Genomic DNA, 17,880 nt, shown 5'->3' on the forward strand with positions numbered 1-17,880 from the left:
CTGCGTTGGCTTTGCCGTCACCGTTGGTGCTAGTTGCGGTTGGTGAGAGCGCAGAAAATGTGCTTGAGATGCGGTCCATGTCTTCCATGAAAGCATGAAGGCAATCCAATGCATTTATATGAAGAGCAATTTTCAGAGCGCCATGACTATCCGAGAGTAAAAGCTCCCGCCAAGGTGTTGGTCATCGCATCGACGGGAAGGTGCGGCAGCCATATGCTGGGCCATGCCCTACATGCAACCAATCGATTTGGCTTTCCATTGGAATATTCGAATCCTGTAAATTTGCAGGAATGGCAAAGGCGACTGAAAATCGATGATTTTCAGGATGTAATGGAGGAGATAAAGCAGCGAAGGACATCGCCTAACGGCGTGTTTGGGATAAAGCTTCATTATCCGCACATCAAGCTGTTTGGAGGTTTCGGTAATGTGGTCAAGTGTTTTCCAGATGCCTATTACATTCTCCTGTCGAGAAAGGATCTGTTGAAGCAGGCCGTGTCACTGTCGATAGCCAGCCAGACGGGGGTGTGGATTGCTGGCCAAGAGGCGGTAAACGATGATCCGCACTATGATTTTGCTCATATTGACAAATGCCTTCGCGAGACCATTTTGAACAACGCTTCATGGAGGTACACGTTAGCTGCTAACGGCTGTAACTACATCGAAATGAACTTTGATGATGTTCGTCGTGATCTCGTTCGGTCGATAAATAACATAGCAAATTTTATGGGCGTAGAGATCGATCCGATTGATATACCCCGCGAACCAGTCACAAAAAAGCAGAGTGACCTTAGAAATGCAGAGTGGGAGAAGAGGTTCATCTCCGACTTCAATGCATCGAGCGAGCTTTTGAGCAATTCGGCGTCTGGCCTCATGAAAAGTATTGAACGAAAAGTCAAGCGAATGCTACATGCATAGCAGAGCGCACCCCCTCCTCATGGCCCCCGAGCCGGATTCCTGGCTCGGGGGTTTTTCGTTTACCCCCCCCACGACTTCGCCACCAGCGCCATGCCCACCTCCGGCCGGTTCGGTCGTTGAGCAGGTAAGCGACGCCCCTACTGATCGCTTGGCCGAGGTCGCCTTTGCCACCGGTGCAACCACCAAGAGGATAGGCGGATCCGACTTCTTTGTAAGCCTTTTCCTACATGTTTATCGGCGAAGTGCCACAGATACCCGCCGCTTCGATTGGTATGCTCTCTGCGCGAAGAATTGCGATTCCCCTAATTAACCAATAAGAGCGGCATCTTTCGGATGCAGGGAGGCACCATGGCCGATGCAAGCGGATGGCAATTCACCCTGGCCCTGGCCGGGGCCGACGACCTGGCGGTGGTCGAGTTCACTCACAAGGAAGCGCTCTCCCAGCCCTTCGAACTGACGGTGCGCTTCGCCAGCCGCGATGGCAGCCTCTCCGCCACCGATATCCTCGACCGCGAGGCCACCCTGACGATCTGGCAGGAGGGCGAGGCGCTGCGCCACGTGCACGGCATCGTCACGGAATTCGCCCGTGGCGACCGCGGCCACCGCCGCACCTTCTACCGGGTCGAGATTCGCCCCGCGCTGTGGCGCCTTTCGCTGCGCCACAACTCACGCATCTTCCAGGAGGTCTCGCCGCTCACCGTGCTCAACACCCTGTGCGACGAGCATGGCCTGACCGATCTCGCCTTCGCCGCGACTCGCGAACCCGAGACGCGCGAGTACTGCGTTCAGTACCGGGAGCATGACCTTGCCTTCGTCGAGCGCCTGGCCGCCGAAGAGGGCCTGTTCTACTTCCACGAGTTTTTCCAAGTCAGCGGTGAAGAGGGAGCCAGCGCCGCCCATCGCCTGGTCTTCGCCGACGCACCCCAGGTGCTCACCCACCTGGGCAGCCGCAGCTACCACAGCCGCGCCGGAGGAACACCGCCGCAGCGCCACGTGCGCAAGCTCGAGCAGTTCGCCCGGGTCGCCCCGGCCTCGGCCACGCTCAAGGACTACTCCTTCAAGCGCCCGGCCTACGGTCAGCTGCACGACCACCACGCCGACGGGCTGGAGGAGCACGCCCAGCGCGTCGACTATGAGCATTACGACTACCCCGGCCGCTACAAGCGCGACGCCTCCGGCCGGGCCTTCACCCGCATCCGCCTCGAATCCCTGCGCCGGAGTGCCAGCACCGCCGACGCCGAGAGCGACCTGCCCGAGCTGGCCCCGGGCGTGCGCTTCACCCTCACCGATCACGACCTCGATGAACTCAACCAGGACTGGCAAGTGCTCGGCGTGGTCCACTACGGCAAGCAGCCCCAGGCCCTGGAAGAGGACGGCTTTGTTCAGAGCGTCAGCCAGAGCGATAGGCAAGGGAAGGGTGGCCTGCAGGGGCGGGCAGGCTCGGAAGCCATGACCCGCTACCACAACGAACTGGTGCTCATGCCCGCCGACCTGGCCTGGCGCCCCGAACCCAACCCCAAGCCCCGGGTCGACGGCCCCCAGGTCGCCTTCGTCGTCGGGCCCGAAGGCGAGGAGATCTACTGCGACGAACACGGCCGGGTCAAGGTGCAGTTCCCCTGGGATCGCTACGCCGAACCCAACGAAACCGCCAGTGCCTGGCTCCGAGTCAGCCAGGACTGGGCCGGCGGCGGCTACGGCAGCATGGCGATTCCCAGGATCGGCCACGAGGTGATCGTCAGCTACCTGGAGGGCGATCCCGACCAGCCGCTGATCGCCGGACGGGTCTACAACGCCGTCAACACGCCGCCCTACGAACTCCCGGCGCACAAGACCCGCACCGTCATCCGCACCCAGAGCCACCAGGGCGAAGGGTTCAACGAACTGCGCCTGGAAGACCAGGCCGGCCAGGAGCAGATCTGGCTCCACGCCCAGAAGGACCTGGAACTGCTGACCCACAACGACCGCACCGAAGAGATCGGCAACGACAGCCACCTCAGCGTGCACCGTAACCGTATCAGCGAGATCCACAGCCACGACCACCTCACCGTGCACGGTCAGCGGCATACCCAGGTCGACGGCGACGACCACCTCATCGTCGGCGCCACGCGCCACGAGAAGACCGCCCGCGCCCAGCTCGTCGAAGCCGGCCAGGAAGTGCACCACAAGGCCGGCAGCAAGACCGTGATCGACGCCGGCGCCGAGATCACCCTCAAGGCCGGCGGCAGCTTCCTCAAGCTCGACCCCAGCGGCATTACCATCGTCGGCGCCCAGGTCAAGATCAACTCCGGCGGCAGCCCCGGCTCGGGGAGCGGGCAGGGGGCGCAGCCCCCGGAACTTCCCCAGCGCGCTGAGCGAGAGGAACACACCCAAGTCGCCTTCTCAGGCCATGGACCCAGCCAGCAGGCACAGTTGGTCGAGGCGGAAGGGTTGGGTGAGCGCGAGTTTCTCGTCGACGTCACCAGCGGTAGCCAGGACGGTCAGCAGGTTCGTCTGCGCAAGGGGCGGGCTCGGACGAATGGAGGACAGAACGGATGAGCGAAGGTGATCTCAAGGAACTGCAAGACGAGGATGTCGACCTGGGCGTGCGGCGCCGTGTCGAATATGAGGACGACGAAGACGGCACTCTGGCGCTGGTCATTCCCAAGCGTGAAGGCGGCGGTGAAATCGAGATACCGCTGCAGGAGCATGCCAGAACAGTTTTCGAGCGCACCGATGGCAGCCTGCAGGACAACACCATGCTGGCCGTTCGCCCCCTGGCGGAAGTCGGGCGCAATCGCCCCGTTCAGCGGAGTGGGGTAACGACCAATACCGGTATCGCTACTGCCATGCTACGCCCAGGATACCTCTATGTCTTTTTCGACAACCGCCTGTGGCGCGAACTCGAGGTTGGCACCGACGGCAAGCTAAGCGACGTAGACGTCGAACACTATCGCGAGAAAGCCGAAGGCGGCGATACCCCCAACGAGCGCGACAGCGCAGGTGAATGGCTCGATAACATCCTGCTGCCGGCCATGCTGCAAGGGCAGGCCACCCTGCATCGGGTGCGCCTCGCCTACAGCGAGATTGCCTGGAGCTGGCCCTACATCACCTGGCTCGAAGCCAATCCTGGCCGGCTCGAAACGCGCACCACCGCCGTCGGTCACGCCCATGCCGTCGTCCTCGATATGGAAGGCTGGCTCTCCATGCAGACCGGCTTTCCCGCCGGTCGCGTGGCCGACCAGCCGCCACTGCGTGAACGCGATCTCGGTATCGAACTGATGCTGGAATCGCCCGAAGCTTATACCACCGACTTTACCGCACCAGCGGGAAACGAATTGTGCACCAAGCTCAAAGCCTTGTGGGAGCAAGCCGGGGAAACCAATCGCGCTGCTACCCTGGCGCTGGAGTGCGAGGCGGGCGATGACCTCTTGGCTGCCATACGGGATAACGCTGGCATCGTTGCCGTGGCACTGCCGGACCCTCTGTTTACGCTGCGCCATGCCCTGGCACAGATCCACCTCGCCGAACACTACCTGGATGGCCTCGACAGCCGGCTGGCCGACAATCCCTTGGGGCATTCGGCCAAGCTCATTCGTCAGGCTCTCTTCACCGCGCCGAGCAGTGGCGAGGCAAATCCACTTGCCGAGTTTCGGGGTGCCATCGACCCGACAAAGCTCGATGCCACCCTGGAGCAGGCTGAACGCAACGCCGCGCTTGCGGTAGTGCGCGCACAGCTCGAGGCCCTCCAGCAACTGGCCAGCCAGGGCCAGCTCACTGCCGTGCTGCGTGATTTCACCAGCCACGATGAACTGGGCATCTGCGAAGGTTATGCGCTGTGTGGCGACTTGTTCGGTGTGCTGCAGCAGCTTCCCGGTGTGCTCCACGACCAGGGCGACACCCGCCAGGAGGCCCGTACCCGGCAACTGCTCAAGACGCTGCTGACCGACCGGGAGTTGCAAGCGCTTTGGAGTGCCGACGAGAACGAGGCCAGCGATGAATCGGCTGATGACGACACCAATGATGGCAGTGGCAATTTCCGGCCAGCCTTCCTGCGCCGGCTTGCCGAGGACGAGCGCGACATCGACGAAGCCCTTGCCGCGAGCCTGGGGCTGGAGACCCTGGGGCTGATCGCACAAAACCAGTCCGAGCAGGAAAAAGCCCAGCAGGCCGGTGTGCTCAGCGTGGCCAACGCCATCAAGGTGGGAGGCTTGGTCAACACGGTGGTTGGGCAGTGGAGCCAGGCCGTGCTGCGGGTCGCGGAACGGATCGGCGACGACTTGGAAGTGGTTCACATGCGCCGTGTGTTCACCGCCGTTGGCGCCCATGCCAACCTGATCGACGGCAACTTGAGGGGCGAGCTGCAGGTCATGCACCGCGGCGACGTCGACCTGAGCCGCTACGTCATCATCGGCGTGCATGGGGATGGCATCGAATGGGGGCTGACCGATCGCGACCGTACCAGTGGCGTGCTCCAGACCCAACGGGACTACCTCTACGCCGAACAGGTGGACCCCAGGGGCAATGTGCAAACCTCGACCAGCCCGAAACGCATGAGCGCGGAAGTCGACGACGCCATCCGCCAGGTAGCGGGGCATACTCTGGTGTACGTGCTCCCCGCCGGCCACCCCCGAAGCGGCGAAGGTAGCTCAACTGCGTCTGACCAAGCTTGCCGGTCAGTTTAAAGTAGTAGTTGATGGTCCGGCGGTGTCGCGGATGTTGGTGGGGTTTGCGATATATAATGTTGGTCGAGAAACAGCTATTGCTGTCAAGGCACGTAACGAAGGAGAGTTAACAGGGGTTCAAATTGCTAAGGCGTTTAGTGGTTTGCTGGATATGGGGGCTGCGTCAATGAAATTGCATGCAGTGTTATACCCAGAATCAATTTCTGCCATTGGGAGCTTTATTCAAAGACCTCTGTTTGATTTAAAAAACTTACCTAAGGCTGGCCCGTGGGTAGCAAAGCAGCTTGCTCGCCAGGGAGGAAGTAGCCTGGTTCGAACGTTAGGGCTGGCAAATTTTCTGGCTGGTGTAATGGTAGTGGGGGTCAGCACCTGGGAGCTACGCAATAGTTTGCAGCAGGGAGATCACGATGCTGTTCTTGGCCATAGTGTAGCTATAGCTGGCGGGGCGCTGTTTCTTGCCGCTCCTCTGATGGCGGGGCTGGTGATGATTCCCGGCTGGGGCTGGGCGTTGCTAGGCCTGGGGTTGGCCATTGGCGGTAGCAGCTATGCCGCCATGAACCAGGACACCCCCTTCGAGCAACTGCTTAGGCAAGGCCCCCTGGGTACCCATCCTGCCAGTACGGTGACATCGGCCGACGATACCGTTTACTACCCGCAGCTGTTGACGCAGCTGAGCCCGGCCCAAATCGAAGTGACGCGCTACGGCAGCCTTGATACCGAAGAGCGGCAGGCACTGCTAGAAAGCGTATGGGAATCCACGACGGATACCCCTAGCAGCCGCGACTATGTGGTCACGATCAGCACGCCGTTGATCAGCCGCTACAAGATTGGCGAGACATTGAACCTGGCCGTGCAGGAGCTGGAGCAGACCGATACCGGCACCATCACCCCGCTTGGCACATACGAGCAGCTCTCTCATATCACAAGGTCGCCAGAACCTTTTGAAATCGGCAAACGTCAATTGTTGCCACAGCAAAGTGCGGTACGCTTTCTAGTCAAGCGCAAGGTGGCGGAGGAGAGCTTCCAGATGGGTGGCACCAGCGTGAGCTCTACGGCTCGCCTGCGTGTCGCCCTGCAGGCGCGAATAGAATGGGAGCTGGGCGAGATGGTGCTGCCCACCCCAATGTTGAGTGAATACGAGCCCTTTGTGGAAGGGCAGCATGATGCGCTTCCAGCTCGGTCGTATCGCACGGTGAACAACCCAATCGCCGACTTCATCAGATCCTTTACAGGGCATTCACAGGACCCCTGTTACTGGTACATAAAGGAATTCCAGGTATGAAAGAGGCAAGCTCCTCCCATTATGACGCCGGCGCTTACCGTGCCGGGGCCATTCCTTCCATGCCAGCATCGCCGAAGAAGCGCGAGCGTATTGGTGAGGAGCTGCTGCCTTTTGGGGACTATGCCAGTATCGACCCCTATCAGCAGCTCTGCGAGGATGCCGAGTTCGTTCAGCATCAAGATCGTCAGGATAAAGCGTTCTACGAAACGGATGATTGGTGGTGGGACCATCAGCGGGTTCGTTTTCTAGAGAGTAAAGTGGGAATTGCAGCGCTCCTGTTGATGATTCCTTATATTTGTGCTGTCGCACTTTTAGCTCTTGTTGTTTATTTGGGTATTGAATTAACTTTCTTTTTAGATCCTGTGATCGGTGGGTTTTCGATATTGGCGGGGTTGATTTTTTTTGCCTTGGGGATAGTTTTTATTTTTGTTGCGGTGCCGTTTGTTAGTCGATTTGCTATGAGCGGTGTCATTTTGCTCGCAACGCCACTACACAAATATATTACTGGTCAGGCCCGGGAGTACATGGAAAACCGCTGCAGCGAATTTAACCGCCAAACAGGAATGGTGAGCTTCGCCCAAGGCAAGAAGAAACCGCCGCTGAAGGCGCCTTTCGTCGAGTTCGATGGCTATGTGGAGCGCGTGGTACAGCGGGGCGGTGTCTTCTATCGGCTGATGTTCGTGCACCGCTATACCGGCAAGCAGTTCAACCAGACCTCGCTCAGCACCGTCGTCGATCACAAGCATGAGGTGCACGCCACGTGGGACATGCTGCAGCGCTATATGGACGTGAGCCAGCCCATGCCGGACGTGCCGCGCCTGGAGCCTTTCCGACATCTCGACCCCACCACCGCCGAGTACGATCGGCAAACGGGGCGTAACCCGCGCTACTGGCGTGACCTGGATCTGGAGGCATGGAAGGCGGGAGAGGGTGCCGCTCACCTAAAGGCGCAGATCGACTACCCCTGGTCCCGCCAGCGCTGCCAGCTCACCCCGCAGCTAGGCAAGGTGGAGATGGCTGTTTACCGGAAGCAGCGGGAGGCCGCAGTGGCATGATCGAGGCAGGCGCCTCCCACTATGGCCCCGGTGCCTACCGTGCCGATGGCCAGGCCTGCGCAAGCCAGATGAACTAAAGGATCCCTGTCGTAATGGGACCTGCCTTCATCCTCCCTGACGAAGGCTTGTCCATTAGCGGCAACATGTCAGGATGCTGTCCGGGTAGCCACCACCAGCAAATACTGTGCCTTGACTCGGGTACTGCCGTCGGTGGCCTCGTTATTATGGTTCCAGTGAGCCTCGAGATCGCGACGCAGTGACTCACGCTCGTCATCTGCGAGTCTGGCCCAGGCGCGTTCGATTGGGCCGAAGAAGATTCTGTGGAACTCCACCACTTCAGGAACTGAAAACGGATACTGGAAGATGACAGTAACCGGTTTGGTGTTCAGCTCGCTGATGCCCTCACTCAGGCGCTGGCGTACCGTGGCGGGGTCTCCCCAGAGGGCGGGCGAGGGAACCCCTTCCGGCGGTGGCGCGTGGCGACCGATGAGCTTGAACATATCGCCGATGAAGGTCTCCGGCATCCAGTTGGCCATGGCGATGGTACCGCCGGGACGGCATACCCTCACCATTTCAGCGGCCGCACGCTCGGGTCGTGGAGCGAACATGGCCCCATACATGCTCACCACAACGTCGAACGCAGCATCGGGTTGGGCGAGACTCTCGGCATCGTCAACCTCGAAGTGAATGTCCAGGCCTTCGGTGCGCGCTCGAGTACGGGCCTGTTCGATCAGATTGTCTGCGATATCGATTCCCGTGACCGATGCGCCGGCACGGGCCGCCGGAATCGCCAGGTTCCCTGTACCGCAGGCGACATCGAGCAGTCGGATCCCGGGCTTGATGTTCAAATCGGAAATGAAGTCGTCGGCATGGTGCTGGATGAATTTGGCGATTTCACCGAAATCACCGGCCATCCAAGTCTTGCGCATGCGTTCCTTGATGGTCTGGATATCAGGAGCATTGCCGGCCATATGGCCCCCTCGCATGGGTTGCCCATGCATTGTCATTGTGGGTTCGGAATGCTCTAACCAGTGTAGATGCCGCCACAGCAAAACATAGCGTAATAATCCAAAGCCCCTGAGCCAGTCGCCTGACTCAGGGGCTTTCCGTTTCTAACGCTTAATCACTTCGCTGCCAGCGCCACACCTACCTTCGAACGGTTCGGCCGGCCGATGGTTTGGGTGATCCAGGTGCCGGTTTCGGCGAGCTTGTCGAGATCGATGCCGGTTTCGATGCCCAGGCCGTTCAGCAGGTAGACGACGTCCTCGCTGGCGACGTTACCGGAGGCACCCTTGGCGTAGGGGCAGCCGCCGAGGCCGGCGACGGAGCTGTCCACTACGCCGATGCCTTCTTCCAGCACGGCGTAGAGGTTGGCCAGCGCCTGGCCGTAGGTGTCGTGGAAGTGAGCGGCGAGCTTTTCCATGGGGATGTCGCGGCTCACGGCTTCGATCATGCGCTTGGCGGCGAGCGGGGTGCCGACGCCGATGGTGTCGCCGAGCGAGACTTCGTAGCAGCCCATGTCATATAGCGCCTTCGAAACTTCGGCGACTTTGGCCGGGGCGACTTCGCCTTCGTAGGGGCAGCCGAGCACGCAGGAGACGTAGCCGCGCACGCGCACGTTGGCCTCTCTGGCTCGCTCCAGCACGGGGGCGAAACGCTCCAGGGATTCGGCGACGGAGCAGTTGATGTTCTTCTGCGAGAAGGCCTCGCTGGCCGCGCCGAATACCGCCACTTCCTCCACGCCGCACTCCAATGCCGCTTCCAGCCCCTTGAGGTTGGGGGTGAGGGCGGCGTAGGTCACGCCCTGGCGGCGCTTGAGGCCGGTCATCACTTCGCGATGGTCGGCCATCTGCGGTACCCACTTGGGCGAGACGAAGCTGGCCGCTTCAATGTAGCTGATACCGGCGGCGCCCAGGCGGTCGATCAGTTCCAGCTTGGTGGCCGTGTCGATCGGGTTGGGCTCGTTCTGCAGCCCGTCGCGTGGGCCGACCTCGACCAGGCGCACTCGTTTCGGAAATGCCATTTATCGTTCTCCTATTCCGCCGGCGCGAATTCCAGCAGCACATCCCCCTGGCCTACCGTATCGCCGGCGTTGAAGTGGAAGCTCTCCACGTGGCCGTCGGCGGGGGCGGTCATGGTGTGTTCCATCTTCATGGCTTCCATGACCATCAGCGGCATGCCTTTCTCCACCTTCTGACCGGTTTCCACCAGCAGCGCGACCACGGTGCCGTGCATCGGCGCGGTGAGGGTCGATTCGGCTTCGTGGTGGCCGTGGTCGATGGCGTCGATGCGGCGCCAGAACAGGCGGGTTTCGCCGCGCGGGTCGACCATCACCACGACGTTGCCGTCGCGGCGTGCCTGCAGGCGGCGGCGGTGGCCGTTGAGGGTGACGGCCACGGCGTCGCCTTCAAGGTGCTGCAGGCGGGCGGTAAGGGTCTCGCCGCCAATGGTCAGGTCCCATGGATCGGCGCCGCTGGCCCGGGTGCCTTCCACGACCACCACGCTCGCTTCGTCCTGCACATGGGCCGGGTCGCAAAGCGAGATGCGGATGGTGTGCGGGGCGTTGAGGCGGAAGCCGTCGTGGCGGTCCCAAGGGGAGTCGCTCTCACACTCGCGGGCAAGCTGGTTGAGGCCGATCAGGGCGGCGCCGGCGTACTCTTCGGTGGTGTATTGCTTGGGGGCGAAGAGGGTGGCTTCGTTCTTCTCGATGAAGCGGGTATCCAGCTCCGCGTTGCGGAAGGCAGGATGAGTGGCCAGCCGCTGCAGGAAGGCGCGGTTGGTCACCACACCCTGCACGTCCAGCGCGGCGAGTGCGCGGTTGAGGGTGGAGAGTGCCTGGTCGCGGTCATCGCCGTGAACGATCAGCTTGGCGAGCATGGGGTCGTAGTGCATGGAGACCACGTCGCCGGTTTCCACGCCGCTGTCCAGGCGCACCTGGCGCGGGTCGAGTCCGGCGCCCTTGAGGTCCATGGCGAAGCGAGTCAGCTTGCCGGTGGCAGGCAGGAAGTCCTGCTCCGGGTCTTCGGCGTAGAGGCGCGCCTCGAAGCTGTGGCCGGTGATGGTCAGCTCCTCCTGCTGGAGCGGCAGCGCTTCGCCCATGGCCACGCGCAGCTGCCACTCGACCAGGTCCTGGCCGGTGATCATCTCGGTGACGGGGTGCTCCACCTGCAGGCGGGTGTTCATCTCCATGAAGTAGAACGAACTATCTTTGTCGAGCAGGAACTCGACGGTGCCGGCGCCCACGTAGCCGATCTCCTTGGCGGCGCGCACGGCGGCTTCGCCCATCTCGCGGCGCAGTTCGGCGGTCATGCCGGGGGCGGGGGCTTCCTCGAGCACCTTCTGGTGGCGGCGCTGCACGGAGCAGTCGCGCTCGAACAGGTAGACACCGTTGCCGTGGCTGTCGCAGAACACCTGCACCTCGACGTGACGCGGCTGGGTCAGGTACTTCTCGATCAGCATGCGGGTGTCGCCGAAGGCGGCCTGGGACTCGCGGCGGCAGCCGTCCAGCGCGGCCTGGAACTGCTCGGGGGCTTCGACCACGCGCATGCCCTTGCCGCCACCACCGGCGCTGGCCTTGAGCAGCACCGGGTAGCCGATCTTGTCGGCTTCGGCCTTGAGCAGGGCGTCGTCCTGGTCGTCGCCGTGGTAGCCCGGCACCAGCGGCACGCCGGCGTTGGCCATGCGCGCCTTGGCCGCGGACTTGTCGCCCATGGCGGCGATTGCCGAGGCGGGCGGGCCGACGAAGGTGATACCGGCGGCGTCCAGCGCTTCGACGAAGGCACCGTTCTCGGAGAGGAAGCCGTAGCCGGGGTGAATGGCGCCGGCGCCGGTGCGCTTGGCGGCTTCCACCACCGCTTCGATTTTCAGGTAGCTTTCGCGGGCGGCGGCCGGGCCCAGGCGTATGGCCTCGTCGGCCTCGCGCACATGGCGGGCGTTGGCGTCGGCGTCGGAGTACACCGCCACGGTGCGCAGGCCCATGGCGCGGGCGGTGCGCATCACGCGGCAAGCGATCTCGCCGCGGTTGGCCACCAGCAGGGTGTCGAAGGGCGTGTTGCGGGTATCGTGGGTCTGACTCATGAGCGGCGCTCCGAGGAATTCGTGTTGTCGTCGGCCCAGGCGGGGCGGCGCTTCTCGAAGAAGCTGGTCAGGCCTTCCTGACCTTCGGCGCTCACGCGTAGCTCGCTGATCACGCGGCAGGTGTGCTCGCGGGTGGCCTTGCTGTCGGAGTCGCGCGCCACTTCGGCCAGCAGCGCCTTGGTGGCGCGTTGGGCCTGGGGCGAGCCGGCCAGCAGGGTGGCGATCATCTCCTCGACTGCCTCGTCGATGTGGTCGTGGCCGACGATCTGGTGGGCCAGGCCCAGTTCCAGCGCCTTGTCGGCGTCGATCACCTCGGCGGTGAGTGCGTAGCGGCGCATCTGGCGCGAACCCAGGGCGCGCTGCACGTAGGGACTGATCACCGCAGGCGAGAGGCCGATCTTGACCTCGGAGAGGCAGAACTTGGCCTTCTCGGAAGCGATCACCACATCACAGCAGGCAGCCAGGCCAACGGCACCGCCGAATGCGGCGCCCTGCACGCGGCACAGGGTGGGGCAAGGGAGGGTGTCCAGACCGTGCATCAGCTGCGAGAGCTTGCGCGAGTCGGCCAGATTGCCCTCGAAGTCGTACTCCACCATGCGCTTCATCCAGTTCAGGTCGGCGCCGGCGGAGAAGCTCTTGCCCTCGGAGCCCAGCACCACCACGCGCACCTCGCCGTGGCGGGCGGCGTCGTGGAGCTTGGCGAGGTGCTCGTTGAGCTCGGCGATCAGGCTGTCATCGAAGGCATTGTGCACCTCAGGGCGATTCAGCGTCAGCCGGGCGACGCCGCGTTCGTCGATGTTCAGGTTCGAATATGTCTGTGTCATAACGGCCTCACATCCGGAATACGCCGAACTTGGTTTCCTGGACTTCCGCGTTCATCGCCGCGGCGAGCGACAGCCCCAGCACGTCGCGGGTCTGGGCCGGGTCGATCACGCCGTCGTCCCACAGTCGGGCGCTGGCGTAGTAGGGGTGGCCCTGGCGCTCGTACTGCTCGCGGGTGGGCTGCTTGAAGGCTTCCTCCTCCTCCTTGCTCCACTCGCGGCCTTCGCGCTCGTACTGCTCGCGCTTGACCTGGGCCAGCACGCCGGCGGCCTGTTCGCCACCCATTACCGAAATACGCGCGTTGGGCCACATGAACAGCAGGTTGGGGTCGTAGGCGCGGCCGCACATGCCGTAGTTGCCGGCGCCGAAGCTGCCGCCGATCAATACGGTGAACTTGGGCACCTTGGCGCAGGCCACGGCGGTGACGAGCTTGGCGCCGTGCTTGGCGATGCCTTCGTGCTCGTACCTGGAGCCGACCATGAAGCCGGTGATGTTCTGCAGGAACACCAGCGGGATCTTGCGCTGGGCGCACAGCTCGATGAAGTGGGCACCCTTCACCGCGGATTCGGAGAACAGCACGCCGTTATTGGCGACGATGCCCACCGGGTAGCCGTGGATGTGGGCAAAGCCGGTGACCAGGGTGTCGCCGTAGTAGCGCTTGAACTCGTCGAAGTCGGAGTCGTCGACGATGCGGCCGATCACCTCGCGCACGTCGAACGGCTTCTTGAGGTCGGTGCCGACGATGCCGTAGAGCTCGCTGGGGTCGAGGCGCGGGGGCCTCGGCTCCTGCATCTTGAGCTGGCCGCGCTTCTGCCAGTTCAGCCGCGACACGCAGGCGCGGGCGAGCTGCAGGGCGTGGGCATCGTTCTCGGCGTAGTGGTCGGCCACGCCGCTCTTCTTGGCGTGCACGTCGGCACCGCCCAGGTCCTCGGCGCTGATGCTCTCGCCGGTGGCGGCCTTCACCAACGGCGGGCCGCCGAGGAAGATGGTGCCCTGCTGCTTGACGATGATCGACTCGTCGGCCATGGCCGGCACGTAGGCGCCGCCGGCGGTGCACGAGCCCATCACCACGGCGATCTGCGGGATGCCCTCGGCGGAGAGGGTGGCCTGGTTGTAGAAGATGCGCCCGAAGTGGTCGCGGTCGGGGAACACTTCGTCCTGGCGGGGCAGGAAGGCGCCGCCGGAGTCGACCAGGTAGATGCACGGCAGGCGGTGCTTGCGGGCGATCTCCTGGGCGCGGATATGCTTCTTCACCGTCAGCGGGTAGTAGGTGCCGCCCTTGACGGTGGCGTCGTTGGCGACGATCACGCATTCGACGCCGGAAACGCGGCCGATACCGGTGACCACGCCGGCGGCGGGCACCTCGCTCTCGTAGACCTCATGGGCGGCCAGTGCCGAGAACTCGAGAAAGGGCGAGCCCTCGTCGATCAGGTGGTCGATGCGGTCGCGCACGAACAGCTTGCCGCGGCTCTCGTGGCGGGTGCGGGCCTTCTCGCCGCCGCCCTGGCTGATCGCCGCGGTCAGCTCGCGCAGCTTCATCACCTCGTGGCGCATGGCCTTGTCGTTGGCCTGGAAGCCGTCGCTGCGCGGATTGACCTGAGTGTTCAGAATCGCCATCGGGGCTCCCCTTACTTCGATTCAGTAAAAAGTAAAAATTTCGCGGCCGATCTCAGCATGCGGCGAATCTCGCTGGTGCCGGCGCCGATCTCGTAGAGCTTGGCGTCGCGCAGCAGGCGCCCGGTGGGGTACTCGTTGATGTAGCCGTTGCCGCCGAGCAGCTGAATGGCGTCCAGCGCCACCTGGGTGGCCTTTTCGGCGCAGTAGAGGATCACGCCGGCGGCGTCCTTCCGGGAGGTCTGGCCGCGGTCGCAGGCCGCCGCCACGGCGTAGAGGTAGGCGCGGCAGGCGTTGAGCGTGGTGTACATGTCGGCGATCTTGCCCTGCACCAGCTGGAACTCGCCGATCGACTGGTCGAATTGCTTGCGCTCGTGGATGTAGGGCACGACGACGTCCATGGCCGCCTGCATGATGCCGATGGGGCCGGCGGCGAGCACGGTGCGCTCGTAGTCCAGGCCGCTCATCAGTACGCGCACGCCCTTGCCTTCGTCACCCAGCACGTTCTCGACCGGCACTTCGCAGTCCTGGAACACCAGCTCGCAGGTGTTGGAGCCGCGCATGCCCAGCTTGTCGAGCTTCTGGGCGGTGGAGAAACCGGGCATGCCTTTCTCGATGATGAAGGCGGTGATGCCTTTGGAGCCCGCTTCCGGGTCGGTCTTGGCGTAGACCACCAGCACGTCGGCGTCGGGGCCGTTGGTGATCCACATCTTGTTGCCGTTGAGCACATAGTGGTCGCCTTCGCGCCGTGCGCGCAGTTTCATCGAGACCACGTCGGAGCCGGCGCCCGGCTCGGACATGGCCAGCGCGCCGACGTGCTCGCCGCTGATCAGCTTGGGCAGGTACTTGGCCTTTTGCTCGGCATTGGCGTTGATCTTGAGCTGGTTCACGCACAGGTTGGAGTGGGCGCCGTAGGAGAGGCCTACCGAGGCGCTGGCCCGGGAGATCTCCTCCATGGCGATACAGTGGGCGAGATACCCCATGCCAGTGCCGCCATCCTCCTCCGGCACGGTGATGCCGAGCAGGCCCATGTCGCCGAATTTCCGCCACAGGTCGTTGGGGAACTCGTTCTTCTCGTCGATCTCGGCGGCGCGCGGGGCGATCTCGTCGCGGGCGAAGGCGTTGACCTGATCGCGCAGCATGTTGAGTTCGTCATCGAGGCCGAAGTCGAGGGGCTTGTAGGACGTGAACATGGCGGCGGAACTCCCTAGTGTCAGTGGTAGACCGGCTGTCGGCTGATGCGGGCACGCAGCCGCGCCTCAGTGTATTCAGGATGCTACAAGACTAGGCGAGGTTGACGTTAACGTAAAGTGCAGCCTTGGGGCGTGCTACGAATGTCGAAGGGTGTCGTGGCGAGATGACGCCACCGAGCCCATCGGCTCGATGGCGACATGCCGGTTCAGCTTAGCAGCAGGGTGAGCTGATAGTAGAGGGGGATGCCCACGATCACGTTGAGCGGGAAGGTGAAGCCCAGCGAGGCCAGCATGGCCAGGCCGATGTTGGCCTGGGGAATGGCGGTGCGCATGGCGGCCGGTGCGGCGATGTAGGAAGCGCTGGCGGTGAGCGCCGTGAGGATCAGCACCGAGCCGGCCGGCAAGCCCAGCGCCAGGCCGGCCAACATTCCCACCAGCGACAGCAGGGGCGGGGCCACCAGGGCGAAAGTGAGCAGGCGCCAGTGGTACCAGGGGATGGGGCGAAGGGTCTCCGCCGCGGTCAGACCCATCTGCAGCAGGAACAGGGCGAGTACCGCATGGAAGGCACCCATCAGCAGGTCGGTGACGTTGGCGCCGTCCGCCGGGCCATACATCGCGCCGATCACCGCACCGCCGGCCAGCAGGATCACGCCGCGGTTGGTCAGCGTCTCGTGCCAGATCCCCTGCAGCGCCTCGCTGGAAGCCTTGCCGGAATGGCGGCGGTACAGCGCGATGGCGACCATGATCGCCGGCAGCTCCATCATCACCAGGTAGAGGGTGACCTCGGCGCCGATGGGTAGGGCGCGGCTCTCGGCGAAGGCCAGCGCCACGGCGAATGTGCCGGCGCTCACAGAGCCATAGTGGGCCGCGATGCTGGCGCTGTCGGCCGCCGAGAGACGTACCAGGCGGCGCAGAACCGGCATCAGCGCCAGCGGGATCAGGGCGCCAAGCGCCGCCACTGCGAGCAGCTCCGGCACGATCGACCAGCCCAGGTTGCCATAGAGCGCCATCCCGCCCTTGAGGCCGATGGTCAGCATCAGCAGCAGGCTCAGGGTGTCGTAGGCGGCCTTGGGTATGGTCAGGTCGGACTTCACCACACCGGCGAGCAGGCCGAGCAGGAAGAACATCACCACGATATCGGGCATGGGTGGACTCTCTTATCGTGTCGCAACGCACGTGCCATGTTGCGACGCAGTGGCTGGGTGTCGCGGATTGTGAAGAGTACACTATATTGATTCCAATAAATTGTTTCAGGAAATAGCATTGGTGATCGTCTATAGCGCTCTCTTCGGGACCCACGAATGAACGTTCGCCACCTGACGTTTCGGCTTCTGCAGGTGTACACCGCCGTGGTACGGGCGGGCTCGGTCAGTGAAGCGGCACGTCAACTGCATCTGACCCAGCCAACCGTTTCCCAGCAGCTCAAGCGACTGGGCGAGGCGGTGGGCGAGCCACTATTGAACGTGCGCCAGGGTCGGCTGGTGCCCACGGAGGCGGGGCGGGAGCTCTACCGCGCCAGCCGCGAGGTGCTGGGCCGCTTCGATGACTTCCAGGACTACCTCACCGCACTGCGTGGCGGCGAGCGGGGGCGCTTCAGCATCGCCCTGGTCAATACCGCCCAGTACGTGCTGCCGCGCCTGCTCGGCCCCTACAGCCACGCCTTTCCCGATGTCGACGTGACCCTGCATATCGGCAACCGCCGCCAGATGCTGACGCGCTTCGAGCGCCAGGACGACGATCTCTACGTGTTCAGCCACCCACCGTCGTTGGCTCATGCCCTGGCCGGGCGTTTCCTGCGCAACCCGCTGGTGGTGGTGGCACCACAGGGGCACCCTATGGCGAAGCACGAGCGCATCGCCATGGGCGAATTGCTGGAGGAGCGCTTCCTGCTGCGCGAACCGGGTTCGGCCACGCGCATGATGTTCGAGAGCTGGCTGCAGGAGCACGGCCTGTCGCTGGGGCCCACGCTGCAGATGGCCAGTAACGAGGCGATTCGCGTCGGCGTCGCGGCCGGCATGGGCCTGGCCGTGCTCTCCGAGCATGTACTGCCGCCGGAGCATCCGGATATCGTCATCCTGCCGGTGGCAGGCTTCCCTATCGAGAGCCACTGGCAGTTCATCGTGCGCCGCGACCGCCGCCTGCCTCACGCCGCGCTGGGCTTCCTGCGCTTCGCCGCGGGGCATCTCGACGAGTGTGTCGAGCCGCGCTTCGTGGCCAACGAGCTGGAGGCGATGCTGGGGCGGTTGGAAGACCCCTCATGA

Annotated in this window: 12 protein-coding genes and 1 pseudogene; 6 read left to right on the forward strand and 7 right to left on the reverse strand. The window is 63.4% G+C overall.

Annotated features, from left to right (window positions below):
• Nucleotides 1-108 precede the first annotated feature (108 nt).
• The 5 genes from HNO51_RS08790 to HNO51_RS08810 all read left to right on the forward strand — a co-directional run bounded on the left by HNO51_RS08790 (nucleotide 109) and on the right by HNO51_RS08810 (nucleotide 7,913).
• A complete protein-coding gene (locus HNO51_RS08790) occupies nucleotides 109-915 on the forward strand; it encodes a Stf0 family sulfotransferase (RefSeq protein ID WP_209538991.1) in 807 nt (268 codons plus the stop codon).
• A 348-nt stretch (nucleotides 916-1,263) separates the two neighbouring features.
• A complete protein-coding gene (locus tag HNO51_RS08795) occupies nucleotides 1,264-3,450 on the forward strand; it encodes a type VI secretion system Vgr family protein (RefSeq protein ID WP_209538992.1) in 2,187 nt (728 codons plus the stop codon).
• Nucleotides 3,447-5,576, forward strand: a complete 2,130-nt coding sequence (locus HNO51_RS08800; RefSeq protein WP_209538993.1) for a toxin VasX — start codon at nucleotides 3,447-3,449, stop codon at nucleotides 5,574-5,576. The genes HNO51_RS08795 and HNO51_RS08800 overlap by 4 nt, the downstream gene beginning before the upstream one ends.
• Nucleotides 5,577-5,607: 31 nt before the next feature.
• Nucleotides 5,608-6,858, forward strand: a complete 1,251-nt coding sequence (locus HNO51_RS08805) for a hypothetical protein (protein ID WP_209538994.1) — start codon at nucleotides 5,608-5,610, stop codon at nucleotides 6,856-6,858.
• Complete coding sequence (locus HNO51_RS08810) at nucleotides 6,855-7,913, forward strand: hypothetical protein (RefSeq protein WP_209538995.1); 1,059 nt, start codon at nucleotides 6,855-6,857, stop codon at nucleotides 7,911-7,913. Before HNO51_RS08805 ends, HNO51_RS08810 begins: the two co-directional genes overlap by 4 nt.
• 146 nt (nucleotides 7,914-8,059) lie before the next feature.
• Here HNO51_RS08810 and HNO51_RS08815 read toward each other — a convergent pair whose 3' ends face one another.
• The 7 genes and pseudogenes from HNO51_RS08815 to HNO51_RS08845 form a co-directional block, all read right to left on the reverse strand.
• On the reverse strand, nucleotides 8,060-8,884 hold the full coding sequence (locus HNO51_RS08815; protein WP_209538996.1) for a class I SAM-dependent methyltransferase: 825 nt from the start codon (nucleotides 8,882-8,884) through the stop codon (nucleotides 8,060-8,062).
• 152 nt (nucleotides 8,885-9,036) lie between these two features.
• Nucleotides 9,037-9,936, reverse strand: coding sequence for a hydroxymethylglutaryl-CoA lyase (locus HNO51_RS08820; RefSeq protein ID WP_209538997.1), 900 nt, complete (start codon nucleotides 9,934-9,936; stop codon nucleotides 9,037-9,039).
• An 11-nt stretch (nucleotides 9,937-9,947) separates the two neighbouring features.
• A complete protein-coding gene (locus HNO51_RS08825) occupies nucleotides 9,948-11,990 on the reverse strand; it encodes an acetyl/propionyl/methylcrotonyl-CoA carboxylase subunit alpha (RefSeq protein ID WP_209538998.1) in 2,043 nt (680 codons plus the stop codon).
• On the reverse strand, nucleotides 11,987-12,814 hold the full coding sequence (locus tag HNO51_RS08830; protein WP_209538999.1) for an enoyl-CoA hydratase/isomerase family protein: 828 nt from the start codon (nucleotides 12,812-12,814) through the stop codon (nucleotides 11,987-11,989). The genes HNO51_RS08825 and HNO51_RS08830 overlap by 4 nt, the downstream gene beginning before the upstream one ends.
• Before the next feature lie 7 nt (nucleotides 12,815-12,821).
• Nucleotides 12,822-14,429, reverse strand: coding sequence for a carboxyl transferase domain-containing protein (locus HNO51_RS08835; protein ID WP_197450635.1), 1,608 nt, complete (start codon nucleotides 14,427-14,429; stop codon nucleotides 12,822-12,824).
• A 21-nt stretch (nucleotides 14,430-14,450) separates the two neighbouring features.
• Nucleotides 14,451-15,619: pseudogene (locus HNO51_RS08840) on the reverse strand (isovaleryl-CoA dehydrogenase).
• Between the two features lie 206 nt (nucleotides 15,620-15,825).
• Nucleotides 15,826-16,764, reverse strand: a complete 939-nt coding sequence (locus HNO51_RS08845; protein ID WP_197450637.1) for a sodium-dependent bicarbonate transport family permease — start codon at nucleotides 16,762-16,764, stop codon at nucleotides 15,826-15,828.
• Nucleotides 16,765-16,920: 156 nt separating this feature from the next.
• On the opposite strand from HNO51_RS08845, the gene HNO51_RS08850 reads away from it, so the two are divergent.
• A complete protein-coding gene (locus HNO51_RS08850; protein ID WP_209539001.1) occupies nucleotides 16,921-17,880 on the forward strand; it encodes a LysR family transcriptional regulator in 960 nt (319 codons plus the stop codon).

Source organism: Billgrantia sulfidoxydans, assembly GCF_017868775.1.
GTDB lineage: Bacteria > Pseudomonadota > Gammaproteobacteria > Pseudomonadales > Halomonadaceae > Halomonas > Halomonas sulfidoxydans.